General features: G+C 68.9%; 13 protein-coding genes. All 13 read right to left on the reverse strand.

From position 1 onward, the window contains the following. Positions 1-20 precede the first annotated feature (20 nt). Positions 21-941 (reverse strand): D-alanine--D-alanine ligase, encoded by a 921-nt coding sequence (locus tag ACSF9G_RS02300; protein WP_436637883.1) that lies wholly within the window; start codon positions 939-941, stop codon positions 21-23. A 244-nt stretch (positions 942-1185) separates the two neighbouring features. Continuing rightward, on the reverse strand, positions 1186-2106 hold the full coding sequence (gene murB, locus ACSF9G_RS02305; protein ID WP_436637885.1) for a UDP-N-acetylmuramate dehydrogenase: 921 nt from the start codon (positions 2104-2106) through the stop codon (positions 1186-1188). Then, positions 2103-3551: a UDP-N-acetylmuramate--L-alanine ligase gene (murC, locus tag ACSF9G_RS02310; protein ID WP_436637887.1), complete on the reverse strand. Its 1449-nt coding sequence runs from the start codon at positions 3549-3551 to the stop codon at positions 2103-2105. The genes murB and murC overlap by 4 nt, the downstream gene beginning before the upstream one ends. After that, on the reverse strand, positions 3548-4684 hold the full coding sequence (gene murG / locus ACSF9G_RS02315) for an undecaprenyldiphospho-muramoylpentapeptide beta-N-acetylglucosaminyltransferase (protein ID WP_436637889.1): 1137 nt from the start codon (positions 4682-4684) through the stop codon (positions 3548-3550). Before murG ends, murC begins: the two co-directional genes overlap by 4 nt. After that, positions 4681-5859 carry a putative lipid II flippase FtsW gene (gene ftsW / locus ACSF9G_RS02320; protein WP_436637890.1) on the reverse strand — a complete coding sequence of 393 codons (1179 nt, stop codon included), beginning with the start codon at positions 5857-5859 and terminating at the stop codon, positions 4681-4683. The genes murG and ftsW overlap by 4 nt, the downstream gene beginning before the upstream one ends. Then, the gene (gene murD, locus ACSF9G_RS02325; RefSeq protein ID WP_436637892.1) at positions 5859-7268 is read right to left on the reverse strand and encodes a UDP-N-acetylmuramoyl-L-alanine--D-glutamate ligase; all 1410 of its coding nucleotides are present in this window, start codon (positions 7266-7268) and stop codon (positions 5859-5861) included. The genes ftsW and murD overlap by 1 nt, the downstream gene beginning before the upstream one ends. A gap of 5 nt (positions 7269-7273) precedes the next feature. Next, positions 7274-8359, reverse strand: a complete 1086-nt coding sequence (gene mraY / locus ACSF9G_RS02330) for a phospho-N-acetylmuramoyl-pentapeptide-transferase (protein ID WP_436637894.1) — start codon at positions 8357-8359, stop codon at positions 7274-7276. Between the two features lie 26 nt (positions 8360-8385). Continuing rightward, positions 8386-9822, reverse strand: a complete 1437-nt coding sequence (locus ACSF9G_RS02335) for a UDP-N-acetylmuramoylalanyl-D-glutamyl-2,6-diaminopimelate--D-alanyl-D-alanine ligase (RefSeq protein ID WP_436637896.1) — start codon at positions 9820-9822, stop codon at positions 8386-8388. Continuing rightward, a complete protein-coding gene (locus ACSF9G_RS02340) occupies positions 9819-11273 on the reverse strand; it encodes a UDP-N-acetylmuramoyl-L-alanyl-D-glutamate--2,6-diaminopimelate ligase (RefSeq protein WP_436637898.1) in 1455 nt (484 codons plus the stop codon). The genes ACSF9G_RS02335 and ACSF9G_RS02340 overlap by 4 nt, the downstream gene beginning before the upstream one ends. A gap of 70 nt (positions 11274-11343) precedes the next feature. Further along, positions 11344-13074 (reverse strand): peptidoglycan D,D-transpeptidase FtsI family protein, encoded by a 1731-nt coding sequence (locus ACSF9G_RS02345; protein ID WP_436637900.1) that lies wholly within the window; start codon positions 13072-13074, stop codon positions 11344-11346. Continuing rightward, positions 13074-13424: a cell division protein FtsL gene (ftsL, locus tag ACSF9G_RS02350; RefSeq protein ID WP_436637902.1), complete on the reverse strand. Its 351-nt coding sequence runs from the start codon at positions 13422-13424 to the stop codon at positions 13074-13076. The genes ACSF9G_RS02345 and ftsL overlap by 1 nt, the downstream gene beginning before the upstream one ends. Beyond that, on the reverse strand, positions 13424-14473 hold the full coding sequence (rsmH, locus tag ACSF9G_RS02355) for a 16S rRNA (cytosine(1402)-N(4))-methyltransferase RsmH (RefSeq protein WP_436637904.1): 1050 nt from the start codon (positions 14471-14473) through the stop codon (positions 13424-13426). The genes ftsL and rsmH overlap by 1 nt, the downstream gene beginning before the upstream one ends. After that, positions 14470-14964 carry a division/cell wall cluster transcriptional repressor MraZ gene (gene mraZ / locus ACSF9G_RS02360; protein ID WP_436637906.1) on the reverse strand — a complete coding sequence of 165 codons (495 nt, stop codon included), beginning with the start codon at positions 14962-14964 and terminating at the stop codon, positions 14470-14472. The genes rsmH and mraZ overlap by 4 nt, the downstream gene beginning before the upstream one ends. Positions 14965-15180: the final 216 nt, after the last annotated feature.

Below are 15180 nucleotides of genomic sequence, written 5' to 3' on the forward strand. Positions count from 1 at the left end.
CAGATGTCGCAGGCTGTCGCCTAGCGATTGCACGATGCGTCCTCCACCATCCAACGCACGAGATCTCCAAAAGAGTGGCCCGCATGGGCCGCCATTTCAGGCACAAGGGACGTCTCGGTCATGCCCGGCTGGGTGTTGACCTCGAGACACACGAGGCCCGTCGTACCCTCGGCCCGGTCGTCGTAGCGAAAGTCCGCCCGGCTCACGCCGCGACAGCCGAGCGCCCTATGCGCCTTCAACGCCAGCTTCTGCACTTCTTGGTAAACATTCGGTTTAATTTCGGCCGGCAGCACATGTTTCGACCCGCCCGGAACGTACTTCGCGGCGTAGTCGTAGAAGCCCTGGGTGGGCACCACGTCGATGACGCCGAGGGCCACGTTCCCCATGACGGCGCAGGTTAATTCCTTGCCCGCGACGTAGCGTTCGGCGAGCACGTGGTCGCCGTATTTCCAGTCGGAAGAAAAAAGTTCCTGCGGCGGGTGCGCCTGGTCCTCGCGGACGATGAAAACGCCGACGCTGGAGCCCTCGGCCTCCGGTTTCAGCACGTAGGGCGGCGGGAACACATGTGATTCGGCCGCCGTCAGCCGGTGCACCACCTTGCCGTCGGCGATCGGAATGCCGGCGGCCTTGAAGATCGTGCGCGAGTGCGCCTTGTGCATGGCAAGGGCCGAGGCGAGCACGCCGGAATGGGTATAGGGGAGCCCCATGATCTCGAGCATCCCCTGCACCGTGCCGTCCTCGCCGTAGGGCCCGTGCAGGGCGTTGAAGACGACGTCCGGCTTCACCTCGGCGAGCCGGATCGCGAGATCGCGGTCCACGTCGATATAGGTGACCTTGTAGCCTTCGCCTTCGAGGGCCGCGCCGCACGCCTTGCCCGAGGCGAGGCTGACCTCGCGCTCCGCCGACCATCCCCCCAACAGAACCGCGACATGCTTGGTCATACTCGATTTCCCCTGTGCCGGTTCGTCGAAGTCCGGTTGTTTCCTACCACCAGGACCACCGCTGTATTCGGCCTCGTGCCCCGGACTAGATCCGGGCCCCAATCGGACGTCGCCGCCTGCGGCAACGTTCGGGAAAAACGTGCCTTCGGCAGATCGTCACGCTGGGTTCCGGATCGCATTCCGCTCACGGGCGTTCGCTGCATTTGTCCGCAACACGCGGTCCGTGAAACGGCACGTTGCTGCATCACGCCGGCACTCCGATCCGCTTGATTTCCCACTGGAGCTCGACGCCGCTCGTTTCCTTGACCCGCGCGCGCACTGTCTCGCCGAGCGTCTCGATGTCGGCGGCGGTGGCGTCGCCCGTGTTGATCAGGAAGTTGCAGTGCTTCTCCGAGACCTGCGCGCCGCCGACCGTGAGGCCGCGGCAGCCGGCCGCGTCGATCAGTTCCCACGACTTTCCGCCCGGCGGGTTCTTGAAGGTCGAGCCGCCGGTGCGGCTCTTGATCGGCTGCGAGGCCTCGCGCCGCTCGGTGATCGAGTCCATCTCGGCGGCGATCTCCTCGGGATCGCCGTCGCGGCCTTGGAACAGGGCTTCGGTGAAAATCCAGTTTCCGGGCGCGCCGGAATGGCGGTAGGTCATGCCCAGATCCCTGGCCGGCACCACATGGATGGTGCCCTGCCTGTCGACGGCGCGGACCTCGATCAGCACGTCGACGGTCTCGCCGCCATAGGCACCGCCGTTCATCCGCAACGCGCCGCCGATCGAGCCCGGGATGCCCCGGAAAAAGGCGAGGCCGGCAATGCCGGCGTCGGCAGCCGCGCGGGCGACCTTCACGTCCGGAACCGCGGTCCCCGCCCGCACGCGGAACCCGTCCTCGACGGTGATGCGGGAAAAGCCCCGGCCGAGCCGGATGACGACGCCCGGCACGCCGCCGTCGCGCACGATCATGTTGGAGCACAGCCCGATCACCGTGACCGGCAGGTCGGGATCGACGTGCTTCAGGAAATAGGCGAGATCGGCCTCGTCCTCGGGCGTGAACAGCACCTGCGCCGGCCCGCCGACGCGGAACCATGTGATCGGCGCGAGCTCCGCATTGGCGGTCAGCCGGCCGCGCAGCTCCGGCAGACGGGCGCGCAGGTCGGCCGTGATGTCCGCGAAACTCATGCGGAAACTCCTTCGGGATTGGTCTTGAGTTGCTGCGGCAGCGCATGCGCCCACTGGGTGATCGAGCCGGCGCCGAGGAAGATCACCAGGTCGCCCGGCCGGGCGATCGCCGCGATCTCCGCCGCCAGCACGTCCGGCCCGGCGAGTGCCCGCGCGTCGGTGTGGCCGCGCGCCCGGATCGCGGCGACCAGCGCATCGCGGTCCGCGCCTTCGATCGGGTCCTCGCCGGCGGCGTAGACGTCGGCGACATAGAGGGTGTCGGCCTCGCCGAAGCAGCCGGCGAACTGGTCGAACAGGTCGGACAGCCGCGTGTAGCGGTGCGGCTGCATGATCGCGATGACGCGGCCAGGTTTTTTGGATTCTGGCCCGGTCGAGTCCTCGACGGCCCCGCGCGCGGCCTTCAGCACCGCCGCGATCTCGACGGGATGATGGCCGTAGTCGTCGTAGATGCGCACGCCGTTCCACTCGCCGGTGAAGGTGAAGCGGCGCTTCACGCCCTCGAAGCCGGCGAGCGCCGCGACGATCGCCTCGCCGGCGATGCCGATGCGCCGCGCGATGGCGATGGCCCCGGTGGCGTTGAGCGCATTGTGATGGCCGGGCATCGGCAGGCGGATATCGCTGATCCGGTCGATCGCGCCGGAGACGCGGTCCGTTATCTCCACCGAGAACCGCGTCCCGCCGCTGTCATGGCTGAAATCGACCAGCCGCGCGTCGGCGTCCGCGCTCTCGCCATAGGTGACGACGGTGCGGTCGGTGATGCCGCCGGCGACCGCGCGCACGGTCGGGTGGTCGATGCACAGTGCCGCAAAGCCGTAGAACGGCAGGTTCATCACGAAGTCGCGGAAGCCCTGCTTCAGCGCGTCGAAGCTGTGCCAGTGGTCCAGGTGCTCGGCGTCGATATTGGAGACGAGCGCGATCTCGTTCGGGTACTTCAGAAACGTCCCGTCGGACTCGTCCGCCTCGATGATGAACCAGTCGCTCTGGCCCAGCCTGGCGTTGGTGCCCCAGGCGTTGATGATGCCGCCGTTGACGACGGTCGGATCGTAGCCGGCGCCCTCGAGCAGCGTCGCCATGATCGTCGTCGTCGTGGTCTTGCCGTGCGTGCCGGCAAGCGAGATACCGCGTTTGCCGCGCATCAGCTCGGCCAGCATCTCGGCGCGGCGGATCACCGGGATGTGCCGCGCCCGCGCCGCGACCAGCTCCGGATTGTCCGGCTTCACCGCCGTCGAGATCACCACGACCGCCGCCGGGCCAACGTTCTCGGCCGCATGGCCGACCGTGACGGTGACGCCCCTGGACCGCAGCCGTTCGACATTGGCGGACTCGGCCTGGTCACTGCCCTGCACCGTGTAGCCGAGATCGGCCAGCAGCTCGGCGATGCCGCTCATGCCGATGCCGCCGATGCCGACGAAATGGATGGGGCCGGTCTCGCGCGGCGGTCTCATGCGGTCGCTCCCTTGAGCTCCGGCGGGACCGCCCGGCCCTCCGCCAGCGCCTCGACGACGTCGGCCAGCGTGTCGGCGGCGTGCGGATTGCCGACCTTCCTGGCGGCGTCGGCGGCGACGGCGAGCATCTCCGGATGGTCCATGCGGCTCGTCAGCTCCTCGGCGAACCGGTGCGGCGTGAACGCCGGCTGCGGCATCAGCCAGCCGCCCTTGGCCTGCGCCAGCGCGGTGGCGTTGAGAAGCTGGTCGTTGTCGATGGCGTGCGGCAGCGGCACCAGCATGCCCGGCCGGCCGATGACGGCGAGCTCGGCCACCGTGCTGGCGCCGGAGCGCGACACGACGAGATGGGCATCGGCGATGCGCCTGGGCAGATCGGGAAAGAACGGCGCCAGTTCCGCGGTCACGCCGATCGCCTCGTAGCCGAAGCGCACCCGCTCCATGTCCTCCTCGCGGCACTGCTGAACCAGCCTGAGCCGGCTGCGGTGCGCCTCGTCGAGGCGGGCGATGGCGCCGGGCACCACGTCGGAGAAGATGCGCGCGCCCTGGCTGCCGCCGAACACGAGCAGGCGGAACTCGCCGCCCGCCTCGGGCGGATCGTAGGGCGTCGCCGCCTCGACCACGGCCGCGCGCACCGGCGCGCCGGTGCGGACCGCCTTGTGGGCGTTCTTCTCGCCCAGCATGTGCACCTTCGGGAAGCTGGTCGCGACAGCGTCGACCCGGTCGGCGAGCATCCGGTTGGCCCGGCCCATCACCGCGTTCTGGTCGTGGATGATGGTCCGCACCCCGCGCAGCGACGCGGCGATCACCGGGCTCACGGTCGGGTAGCCGCCGAAGCCGACGACGACGCGGGGCTTGAGCCTGCTGATCAGGAACCACGCCCGCATCACGCCGATGCCGAGCACGAATGCCGTCTTCGCGTAGGTCAGGATATTGCCGCCGCGCACCGTGGTGGCGGGGATGATGTGCATTTTCTGCGCCGGGAACTTGCCGCCGTAGCGGTCGCCGCGCTCGTCGGTGACGAGATCGACCCGCCAGCCGCGCGAAATCAGCACTTCCGCCAGCGCCTGCGCCGGGAACAGGTGGCCGCCGGTGCCGCCGGCCGAGAGCAGGATCAGGCCCTTTTCGCCACTCATGCCGGCCGCGCCCCCGCGTGCATCCCGGGATGCCGCTGATGCGGCGCGGGCAGGTCGTAGAGCACCGGTTCGGTCTGCGGCCGCCGGCGGGTCAGGCCGAGCACCATGCCCATGCCGTAGGCCAGCGACAGGATCGAGGAGCCGCCATAGGAGACGAACGGCAGCGTCATTCCCTTGGCCGGCATCAGTTGCAGGTTGACCGCCATGTTGATCACCGACTGCAGCCCGAACAGCACGATCAGGCCGGTGACCGCGAGCTTCACGAACGGATCGCTCTCCTTGAGCGCCTGCGTCAGTCCGCGCAGCACGATGAAGGCGAAGGCGGCGACGATGATCAGGCAGACGAGGATGCCGAATTCCTCCGCCGTCACCGCAAAGATGAAGTCGGTATGGGAGTCCGGCAGGCTCTGCTTCACCGTGCCCTCGCCCGGCCCGCGCCCGAGCCAGCCGCCGCGCACGAAGGACTCGATCGCCGTGTCGATCTGGAAGGTGTCGCCGGATTCGGGATCGAGGAACCGGTCGATGCGCCCGCGCACGTGCGGCACGAAGGTATAGGCGGTGACGAGGCCGCCGACGCCGAGGCCGCCCAGCGTCACGATCCACAGCCACGACATGCCGGCGGCGAAGAACAGCGCGCCCCAGACCAGCACCGCGAGCATGGTCTGGCCGAAGTCGGGCTGCGGCACCAGCAGGCCGACGAAGGCGGAGAGCAGCAGGATGGCCATCAGGTTGCCGGGCATGTCGGGTCGTTTCATCCGCTCGGAGAACGCCCAGGCGACCAGCACGACGAAGGCCGGCTTGACGAATTCGGACGGTTGCAGGGCGATGCCGCCGATCGAGATCCAGCGCCGCGCGCCCTTCACCTCCGGCCCGATCCACAGCGTCAGCGCCATCAGGACGATACCGACCGCGAAGACGACGAGTGCCGAGCGCCGGATCCGGCGCGGGCTCATCATCGACACGCCGATCATCACCGCGATCGCCGGCACCACGAACATGGCGTGGCGCTTGACGAAGTGGAAATAGTCGAGGCCCAGCCGCTGGGCGACGGGCGGGCTCGCCGCCAGGGACAGCACGAGGCCGCCGAGGATCAGCGCCAGGATCGCGCCAAGCAGCACCCGGTCGACGGTCCACCACCAGCGCGCGATCAGGCGCTCGTCGGTACGCGAGAACATCAGGCGGCCTCCCTTGATTTCAGCGTCACCCCGTCGAGCCCGGCGACGAGCCTGCGGAACGCATCGCCGCGCGCCTCGAAGTCGGCGAACTGGTCGAACGAGGCACAGGCCGGCGCGAGCAGCACCACGGGCTCGGCGGCATTGGACGTATCGTTCGCGGCGGCCTCGGCGGCGGCGGCGACGGCGGTCGCAAGATCGCCGCTCAGCTCGTGCGGCACCTGGTTGCCGAGCGTCACGGCGAAGTCTTCGGCGGCTTCCCCGATCAGGAACGCGCGCTTAACCCGTGGAAACAGCTCCTTCAGCGGCGCGATGCCGCCGGATTTCGCCCGTCCGCCGGCGATCCAGTAGATAGACTCGAAGCTTGCCAGCGCCCGCGCGGCGGCATCCGCGTTGGTCGCCTTGGAATCGTTGACGAACAGCACCTTGCCGCGCCGGCCGATCTCCTCCATGCGGTGGACGAGGCCGGGGAAGCTTTCGAGCCCCTCTCCGATCTGCGCCGGGTCGAGCCCGACGGCGAGCGCGGCGGCGACGGCGGCGACAGCGTTCTGCGCGTTGTGCTCGCCGCGCAGCGCGCCGATGCCCGAAAGATCGGCGATCGCGGTTTCGGCGCTGCCCGAGGCCGACAGGATCGTCGTGCCGCGCACGAAGACGCCGACGCCCAGCTTCTCGCGCGCAGAGACCCGGACCACCCGGTCGCCGTTGGCGTCCGCCGCATCGGCGATGCCGCGCGTCCAGTCGTCGTCGACCGCGATGACGACCGTCTCCGCCTTCTCGGCGATCCGCGCCTTCACGGCGGCGTAGTGTTCGAGTGTGCCGTGCCGGTCGAGATGGTCGGGCGTGACGTTCAGGAGGATGCCGACGGTCGGCGCCAGCGTCGGCGTCAGGTCGATCTGATAGGACGACAGTTCCAGCACATAGGCGCGATCGTCACCGAACGGCTCGAGCCCGAGCACGGCGGTGCCGATATTGCCGCCGACCGAGACCGCGCGCCCGGCGCTGCCAATCAGGTGTCCGACCAGCGCCGTCGTCGTCGACTTGCCGTTGGTGCCGGTGATCGCGACGACCGCGGACGCCGGATCGCGGGCGGCCCGCTCGCGGAAGAAAAGCTCGGTGTCGCCGATGATCTCGACGCCGGCCGCCCTGGCCTTCTCCACCGTCCAGTGGGGAACCGGATGGGTCAGCGGCACGCCGGGCGACAGCACCAGCGCATCGAAGCCGCGCCAGTCCATCTCCCGGAGGTCGCGCACCGGGAACCCCTGCTCGCGCGCCTGGTCGACGCGCGGCGCGGCATCGTCCCACGCCGCCACCCGCGCCCCGCCCGCCATCAGCGCGCGCACGGCGTCGAGACCCGACCGCGCCAGTCCGAAGACGGCGACGCTGCGACCCTCGAATGTGGTGACCGGAATCATGCCTCCTACCTCAGCTTGAGCGTCGACAGCCCGATCAGGGCCAGCACGAAGGCGATGATCCAGAAGCGCACGACGACCTGCGGCTCCTTCCAGCCGAGCTGTTCGAAATGGTGATGGATCGGCGCCATGCGGAAGACCCGCCGCCCGGTGAGCTTGAACGACACCACCTGGACGATGACCGACACGGCCTCGAGCACGAACAGGCCGCCGACGATCGCCAGCACGATCTCGTGCTTGATGGCGACCGAAACCGATCCGAGCATGCCGCCGAGCGCCAGCGATCCGGTGTCGCCCATGAAGATCGAGGCCGGCGGCGCGTTGAACCAAAGGAACCCGAGCCCCGCGCCGATCAGCGCGCCGCACAGCACCGCCAGTTCGCCGGTGCCGGGCACGAAATGAATCTGCAGGTAGTCGGAAAAGACCGCGTTACCAATGAGATACGAGAAGACGCCGAAGGTGCCCGCGGCGATCATCACCGGCACGATGGCAAGCCCGTCGAGGCCGTCGGTCAGGTTCACCGCATTGCCGGCGCCGACGATGATGAAGGCGCCGAAGGGAACGAAGAACCAGCCGAGATTGATGACGAAGTCCTTGAAGAACGGGAAGGCGAGCGAGGTCGAGAACGGCTGCGCGCCGATGCGCGACACCGCGTAGACGGCCAGTCCCGCGATGATGAATTCGAGCGCCAGCCGCTGCCGTCCGCCAAAGCCGGAGGCAGACGACCGCGTCACCTTGAGATAGTCGTCGTAGAGCCCGATCAGGCCGAAGCAGACGGTGACGAACAGCACCGTCCAGACATAGGGGTTGGTGAGGCTGCCCCACAAGAGCGTCGCCACCAGGAACCCGGTCATGATCATCAGGCCGCCCATGGTCGGCGTGCCCTGCTTGGCGATCAGGTGCGATTGCGGCCCGTCCTCGCGGATCGGCTGTCCCCGCCCCTGGCGCACGCGCAGGGAGCGGATGATCGCCGGCCCGAACAGGAACACGAAGATCAGCGCCGTCATCATCGCCGCCCCGGTGCGGAACGTGATGTAGCGGAAAACGTTGAACAGCGGCACCGTGTCGCCGTAGTTGGCCAGAAGCTCGAACATCTGTCAGTCCGTCCCCCTCGTGCGCGTCACGCGTCCGCCGCTTCGGCGGGCGCGAAATGCTCGCGCAGGGCTTCGACCACCGGTCCCATCCGGCTGCCCAAGGACCCCTTCACCATCACCACGTCGCCGGCCCGGACCTCGTCCGTGAGCGCGGCGACCAATCCCGTCGATTCCCGTGCGTAGCGACCGTGCCGCACGTCCGGCACCGCCTCGTACAACGCCTTCATGTGCGGTCCGGAGGCGAACAGGAGGTCGACCGAGGCATCTGCCAGCGGACCGGCGAGCTCCCGATGCAGCGCTTCGGACGCCTCTCCGAGCTCCAGCATGTCGCCGAGAACGGCGATGCGCCGGCCGCGGAACCCCGGCTCGGTCTGCGCCAGCAGCCCCAGCGCGGCCCGCATCGAGGCCGGATTGGCGTTGTAGCTTTCGTCGATCACGGTGATATCGCCGTCCTTGTCATGAAGCTGGAAGCGCGCGCCCCGTCCCTTCGGCGCCCGCATGTCGGCGAGCGACAGCGCGGCGAGCGCCAGGTCGCCGCCGGCGAGCTTCACCGCGCCGAGCACCGCCAGGCTGTTGCCGACCAGATGCCGGCCCGGCGCGCCGAACTTGTAGGTGACCTCGGACCCGAGGACGTTGGCGGACACGCAGGAGCACTCGGCATGCAGCGCGACGCGCTGCAGATGCACGTCGCAGCCGGCCTTCTCGCCGAACGACACGATGCGGATGCCCGCTGTCCGCGCCTTCCCGGCGAGCCGGTCGAACTGGGCATTGTCGGCGTTGAGCAGGACGCAGCCGTCCGGCTCGATGCCTTCGACGATCTCGCCCTTGGCGTCGGCGATCTTCTCGATCGCGCCGAAGAACTCCAGATGCACCGGCTCGACGGTGGTGACGATGGCGATCTGCGGGCGCACCTGACGCACCAGCGCGGCGATCTCGCCGGGTGCGTTCATGCCCAGTTCGAAGACGCCGAATTCGGTGTCCGCCGGCATGCGCGCGAGCGTCAGCGGCACGCCCCAGTGGTTGTTGTAGGAGGCAGCCGAGGCGTGGGTGCGGCCCGAGCGCGACAGCGCCAGCCTGAGCGCCTCCTTGGTGCCGGTCTTGCCGACGCTGCCGGTGATGGCGATGATTCGGGCGGTGGAGCGCGCCCGCGCCGCCTGGCCAAGCCTGCGCAGCGCCTCGAGCACGTCCGGCACGATCACCAGCGGTCCCGCCGCCGGATCGAACCGTGGCGCGTGCGCCTCGTCGATCACCGCGACGGCAGCGCCCTTCGCAAGCGCGCCGGCGACGAAATCGTGACCGTCGCGGCTGTCGCCGAGAATGGCGAAGAACGCATCGCCCGGCTCCAGCGTGCGGCTGTCGATGGAGATGCCGGTGACGGCACCGAAACCGGCGCCGGCGCTGCCATCAGCGGGCCGCCCGCCGGTGCCCGCGAGAAAATCGTCAGCGGTCCAAAGAACGCTCATGCCACCGCCTCCCGGGCGAGCGCGCTCGCCACCACCTCGTGATCGGAAAACGGCAAGATCGTCGATCCGACTGTCTGGCCGGTCTCATGGCCCTTGCCGGCGACAAGCAGGATGTCGCCCGGCTCCAGCGCGTGCACGGCGGTCTCGATGGCCTTGCGGCGGTCGCCGATCTCGATTGCGCCCGGTGCCTGCGCCAGGATGGCGGCACGGATGGCCGCGGGGTCTTCCGAGCGCGGATTGTCGTCGGTGACGTAGACCGTGTCCGCGTTGTCGACCGAAGCCTGGCCCATCAGCGGCCTCTTGCCGACGTCGCGGTCGCCGCCGGCGCCCACGACGATCGCGAGCCGGCCCGTGGCAAAGGGCCGTAACGCCTGCAGCGCGTTGACGATGGCGTCGGGCTTGTGGGCGTAGTCGATGAAGATCAGCGCCCCGGCCCGTGTCTGTCCGGCGAGTTCGAGACGTCCCTTGGCGCCCTCCAGCGTTTCCAGCGCCCCGAGCGCCGTATCGGCCGGCGTGCCGGTCGCGATCGCCAGTCCCGCCGAGACGAGCGCGTTGGAGACCTGGAAGCCGCCGACGAGGGGCAGCAGCACCTCGCGCTCGCCGCTTCCCGCGTCGAGCCTGAGTCGCTGGCGGAAGCCCTCGGGCGTCGCCGAGATCAAGCGGATCGCATCGCCCGCCGCGCCGACGCCAAGCACGTCGAGCCCGCACCGCCTGGCGACCGCGACGACGCGCGCCGATTCCGGCCGGTCTGCATCGACCACCGCCGCCGCGCCGGCCGGCAGCAGCTCGTCGAACAGCCGCAGCTTGGCGGCGAAATACGCCTCGACCGTGGGGTGATAGTCCATGTGGTCGCGGCCGAGATTGGTGAAGGCGCCGGCGGCGAAGCGCACGCCGTCGAGGCGGCGCTGATCGAGGCCGTGGCTGGAGGCTTCGAGCGCCAGATGGGTGACGCCGTCGCGCGCGAGCTCGGCCAGCAGCGCATGCAGCGCCACCGGGTCCGGTGTCGTCAGCGAGCCGTATTCGGTCTTCTTCGGCGAGACGACGCCGATGGTGCCCAGGCTCGCCGCCTGCCGGCCGGCGGCAGCGAAGATCTGCCGCGTGAACGAGGCGACCGAGGTCTTGCCGCTGGTGCCGGTCACCGCGACCACCGTCTCCGGCTGGGCGCCGGACAGGCGCGCGGCGGCAAGCGCCAGCGCCCGGCGCGGATCGGCCGCCCGGATCACGGGAATATCGACGTCGAGCACGGCGTCGCGCGCGGCCACGACCGCGACGGCACCGGCCCCCGCGGCGTCGCGGGCGAAGCGCGCGCCATCCGTCCGGCTGCCGGAAAGCGCCGCGAACACATAGCCGGGCCGCACCGTCCGGCTGTCGGCGGTGAGCCCGGTTGTCTCGATGGCGCGCCAGGCGTCCGGGTAACTGTCGACGTCGGCTAGAAGGGCATGAAGCTCCATGAAATCGGCCGGTTTCTGGTCATGTGCGAAGTCGTGTGCGTAGTCGTTTTCATTGTTGATGCGCGTCTTCTCAATAGGACACGCTGAGCAGTTCGTTCGGGTCGGCCGGCGCCATGTCCGGGACGACGCCGAGGATGGGGGCGATCCGGGCGATGATGTTTCGCGCCGTCGGCGCGACGTTCCAGCCCGAGGTACGGTAGCCGTGGGTTTCCTTGATGCCTTGCGGTTCGTCCAGCATGACGAAGACAAGGTATTTCGGATCGGTCGTCGGGAAGGTGCTGAGGAAAGTCGTCAAAACCTTGTTGCCCGAATAGCGTCCGTTGACGACCTTTTCCGCCGTCCCGGTCTTGCCGCCGACGTGATAGCCGGGCACGTCCGCCTTCTTCGCCGTGCCTTCTACCACGTTGAGGCGCATCAGGTAGCGCATCTTGTCGCTGGTCTGCGGCTCGATCACCCGGCGCGCCAGCTTGCGCGCGTCCGCCGCCGAACGCGGCAGGAAGGTCGGCGGGATCAGCTGTCCGCCGTTGACGAGCGCCGCGCCCGCCTCCACCGCCTGCAGCGGCGCGATCGACATGCCGTGCCCGAAGGCGATCGTCATGGTGTTCACCTCTTTCCAGCGTTGCGGGATGATGGGAGCGCCGGATTCGGGCAGTTCGGTGGTCAGACGTTCGAAAAAGCCGAGTTTCTTCAGGAATGCCTGGTGGCCGGGCACGCCGACGGCGAGCGCCATCCGCGCCGTGCCGATGTTGGAGGAATGAATATAGATGTCCTCCACGGTCATGATGCGGTTCTGGGCGTGGTAGTCGCCGATGGTGTTCCTGCCGACCCGGATCGGGGAGCGCGCGTCGAAGGTCGTGTTGACGCCGATCCGGCCGGTATCGAGCGCCATCGCGGTGGTGAACGCCTTGAACGCCGAGCCCAGCTCGTAGACGCCGGTCGTCATGCGGTTGATACGGTCGGGCTGCAGCGCCTCGGCCGGCCGCTCCGGATCGAAATCGGGCAGCGACACCAGCGCCACCAGCTCGCCGGTATGCACGTCCATGATCGCCCCGGCCGCCGCCGTGGCCTTGAACTTGTCCATTGACGCCAGCAGTTCGTCGCGCATGGCGTGCTGGGCGCGCAGGTCGATCGTCAGCTTCACCGGCTCCAGCGCGGCGTTGCGGGCCAGCCCCGCCTCATGCAGCGCGCCGAGCCAGCTGGAATCGAGATACTTCTCGAAGCCGGCGATGCCCTGGTTGTCGATGTTGACGTATCCGAGCACGTGCGAGGTGATGGCGCCGGCCGGATAGACGCGCTTGTTCTCCTCCAGGAACCCGACACCGGCGATGCCGAGGCCGAACAGGCTGGATTTCTGCGTCGGGGTGATCTCGCGCTTGACCCAGACGAACTGCTTGCCGCTGGTCAGCTTGGCGCGCAGGTCGCCGGCGTCGAGCTCCGGGAACACCGAGGTGATGTCCTCGATCGTCTCGTCGACATCGATGATCTTCGTCGGTTCCGCATAGACCGACGGCACGTTGATGTCGGTCGCCAGAACGTTGCCGGCCCGGTCGAGAATGTCGGGGCGGGCGTGGCTCACCTGCTGGCCGGGATCGAGATAGACCACCCGCGACTCCGGCGTCATCGTGGCCAGCATCATCAGCCGCCCGCCGATCACCAGGTAGATCGCGGAGAACGCGACCATCGCCAGCATCAGGCGGTTGCGCATCTGCCTGTCGCCCGCCTGTCTGTCGCGCCCGGCGGGCTTCGCCGCCTCGAAGCGCTGCTCCGCGGGTCTGGACCGGAAAAGACGCGGCATACGCATTACTGGACCGTCCTGTCGTCACCGCCGGCGAAACCGCCGATCGTGTTGTTGGCACCCGAGGGATCGATATCGAGCGGCCGCATCGGCAGGTGCTCGACAATGGAGATCTGCTCGACGTCGAGCCGGTTGAGGTCGAGATAGCGGTCCGACAGCTCCTGGATCCGGCTCGGCTGGTCGAGATAGTTCCACTCCGCCCGCAGCACCGAGATCATCTCGCGCTCGTCGTCGATATCCGCGCGCAGCTCGGAAATCTGGCGGGCAAGCTGCTGGGACTCGCCCTTGAAGCGATAGAGCCCGACGGCGGCGGCGACGATCAGCAGGACGGCCAACAGACTGACTAACCGGGTCATCACGCCCTTCCTCCATGTCCCTGGCCCCGGGACGGGTCCGCCAGGCGCGGCACGCCGAGGGCGGCGGGATCGATCGGCCGCGCCGGCGCGCCGGTACGTTCCGCCCCGCGCAACCGCGCCGACCGCGCCCGCGGATTGGCGGCGATCTCCTCTTCCGACGCGCCCACCGGGTGGCGCGTGATCAGCTTGAACGTCGGCGCCTCGGCGCGGACCTCCGGCATGTGCCGCGAGCCGCGCTGAACCTGGCTGCGCTCGGCCAGGAACCGCTTGACGATGCGGTCTTCCAGCGAATGGAAGCTGACCACCGCCAGGCGCCCGCCCTCCTTCAGTATCCGCTCGGCGGCGGCAAGCCCTTCGGCCAGTTCCGAGAGTTCGCCGTTCACATGGATCCGCAGGGCCTGGAAGGTGCGCGTGGCCGGATGCTTGCCGTCGCGCAACGGTCCCACCGCGCGGGCGACGATCTCGGCCAGTTCGCCGGTCGTCGCGATCGGCGTGTCGGCCCGCGCCCGGCCGATGGCGCGCGCCACCGCCCGAGACTTGCGCTCCTCGCCGAGCGTGAAGATCAGCCGGGCGAGATCGCCCTCCGCCATCGTGTTGACGATATCCGCCGCGCTCGGGCCATCGCCGCCCATGCGCATGTCGAGCGGACCGTCCTGTATGAACGAGAAGCCGCGCTCGGGCGTGTCGATCTGCATCGAGGAGACGCCGACGTCGAGCGCGACGCCGTCCGCGGCCTCCACGCCCGCGCCCGCCGCGAGCCGGTCGAGCTCGGAGAACCGCCCCTCGACGAGGCCGAGCCGGCCGCGATAGTCCGCCACCATCGCCTGCCCGGCCCGGATGGCGCTCGGATCGCGGTCGATGGCGATGACGCGGCAGTCGGCGGCGTCGAGAATGCCGCGCGTATAGCCGCCGGCGCCGAAGGTACCGTCGATATAGATGCCGCCCGGCTTCGGGGCGATCACATCGAGAACATCGGAAAGGAGAACCGGAATGTGGCGGGCCGGTCCGCCAGCGGTATCCTCAGAAGGTCCACCGCGACCCGCCATCATTCCGTCACTCCACTCGGGCCGCTCCCCGACATTGGGCCTCTCGGGGGCATGCCACTCAGCAATTGCTTCAACTCGCGCACTTTGGACCTGGCCTCTTCCTGGCGCGCGGCGAAGCGTTCCGGCTCCCAGAGCTGGAACTTGTGCCCGAGCCCCACGAACGCGACACGGTCTTCGATCTGTGCCCAGTCCTTGAGGCGTTCGGAGAGAACGATACGGCCTTCCGCGTCGAGCTTGAGGGTCTCGCTGTCGCCGTACAGAGACGTCGACAGGAGATCGTGCTCGTCGGAGTACCGGGGCATGCTGTCGAGCAGCCCGTTGATCTCCTCCACCAGCCGGCTCCCCCCGGCGTCGAGCGCCGACAATCCGAGAGCCGGATAGACATAGACACCGTCGAAACCGTCCCGCGCGAGTGTCGCCCGGAAGGTTGCCGGAACCGAGACGCGCCCCTTGGAGTCGATCCTGTTCGTGAAGGATGACACGAACCGGTCCATGGAGCTTCCCGCCTCCCGGCTTTACGCAAAAAAGACCCGCCCGACATTGGGCACCGACCCGGGCCTGAAACCGCTGCTGGGGCTGACGCAGCCATTCCCGGAAAACCACCCCGCGGCGCCGCCACGCCACAAGTCGGACGGACTTGCTGGAGCTTGTTCCGTGAGCCGTGCCGCGCCCCTGCGGCCTGGGTATCCCGAACCACTGGCTTGGGATGA

The organism is Microbaculum mangrovi (genome assembly GCF_051390635.1).
Classification (GTDB): domain Bacteria; phylum Pseudomonadota; class Alphaproteobacteria; order Rhizobiales; family Tepidamorphaceae; genus Microbaculum.

Bases quoted from the DNA above. Each gene is read 5' to 3' on its own strand.
- ACSF9G_RS02300 (WP_436637883.1), bottom strand. From the start codon at position 941: ATGACCAAGCATGTCGCGGTTCTGTTGGGGGGATGGTCGGCGGAGCGC.
- murB (WP_436637885.1), bottom strand. From the start codon at position 2,106: ATGAGTTTCGCGGACATCACGGCCGACCTGCGCGCCCGTCTGCCGGAG.
- murC (WP_436637887.1), bottom strand. From the start codon at position 3,551: ATGAGACCGCCGCGCGAGACCGGCCCCATCCATTTCGTCGGCATCGGC.
- murG (WP_436637889.1), bottom strand. From the start codon at position 4,684: ATGAGTGGCGAAAAGGGCCTGATCCTGCTCTCGGCCGGCGGCACCGGC.
- ftsW (WP_436637890.1), bottom strand. From the start codon at position 5,859: ATGTTCTCGCGTACCGACGAGCGCCTGATCGCGCGCTGGTGGTGGACC.
- murD (WP_436637892.1), bottom strand. From the start codon at position 7,268: ATGATTCCGGTCACCACATTCGAGGGTCGCAGCGTCGCCGTCTTCGGA.
- mraY (WP_436637894.1), bottom strand. From the start codon at position 8,359: ATGTTCGAGCTTCTGGCCAACTACGGCGACACGGTGCCGCTGTTCAAC.
- ACSF9G_RS02335 (WP_436637896.1), bottom strand. From the start codon at position 9,822: ATGAGCGTTCTTTGGACCGCTGACGATTTTCTCGCGGGCACCGGCGGG.
- ACSF9G_RS02340 (WP_436637898.1), bottom strand. From the start codon at position 11,273: ATGGAGCTTCATGCCCTTCTAGCCGACGTCGACAGTTACCCGGACGCC.
- ACSF9G_RS02345 (WP_436637900.1), bottom strand. From the start codon at position 13,074: ATGCGTATGCCGCGTCTTTTCCGGTCCAGACCCGCGGAGCAGCGCTTC.
- ftsL (WP_436637902.1), bottom strand. From the start codon at position 13,424: ATGACCCGGTTAGTCAGTCTGTTGGCCGTCCTGCTGATCGTCGCCGCC.
- rsmH (WP_436637904.1), bottom strand. From the start codon at position 14,473: ATGATGGCGGGTCGCGGTGGACCTTCTGAGGATACCGCTGGCGGACCG.
- mraZ (WP_436637906.1), bottom strand. From the start codon at position 14,964: ATGGACCGGTTCGTGTCATCCTTCACGAACAGGATCGACTCCAAGGGG.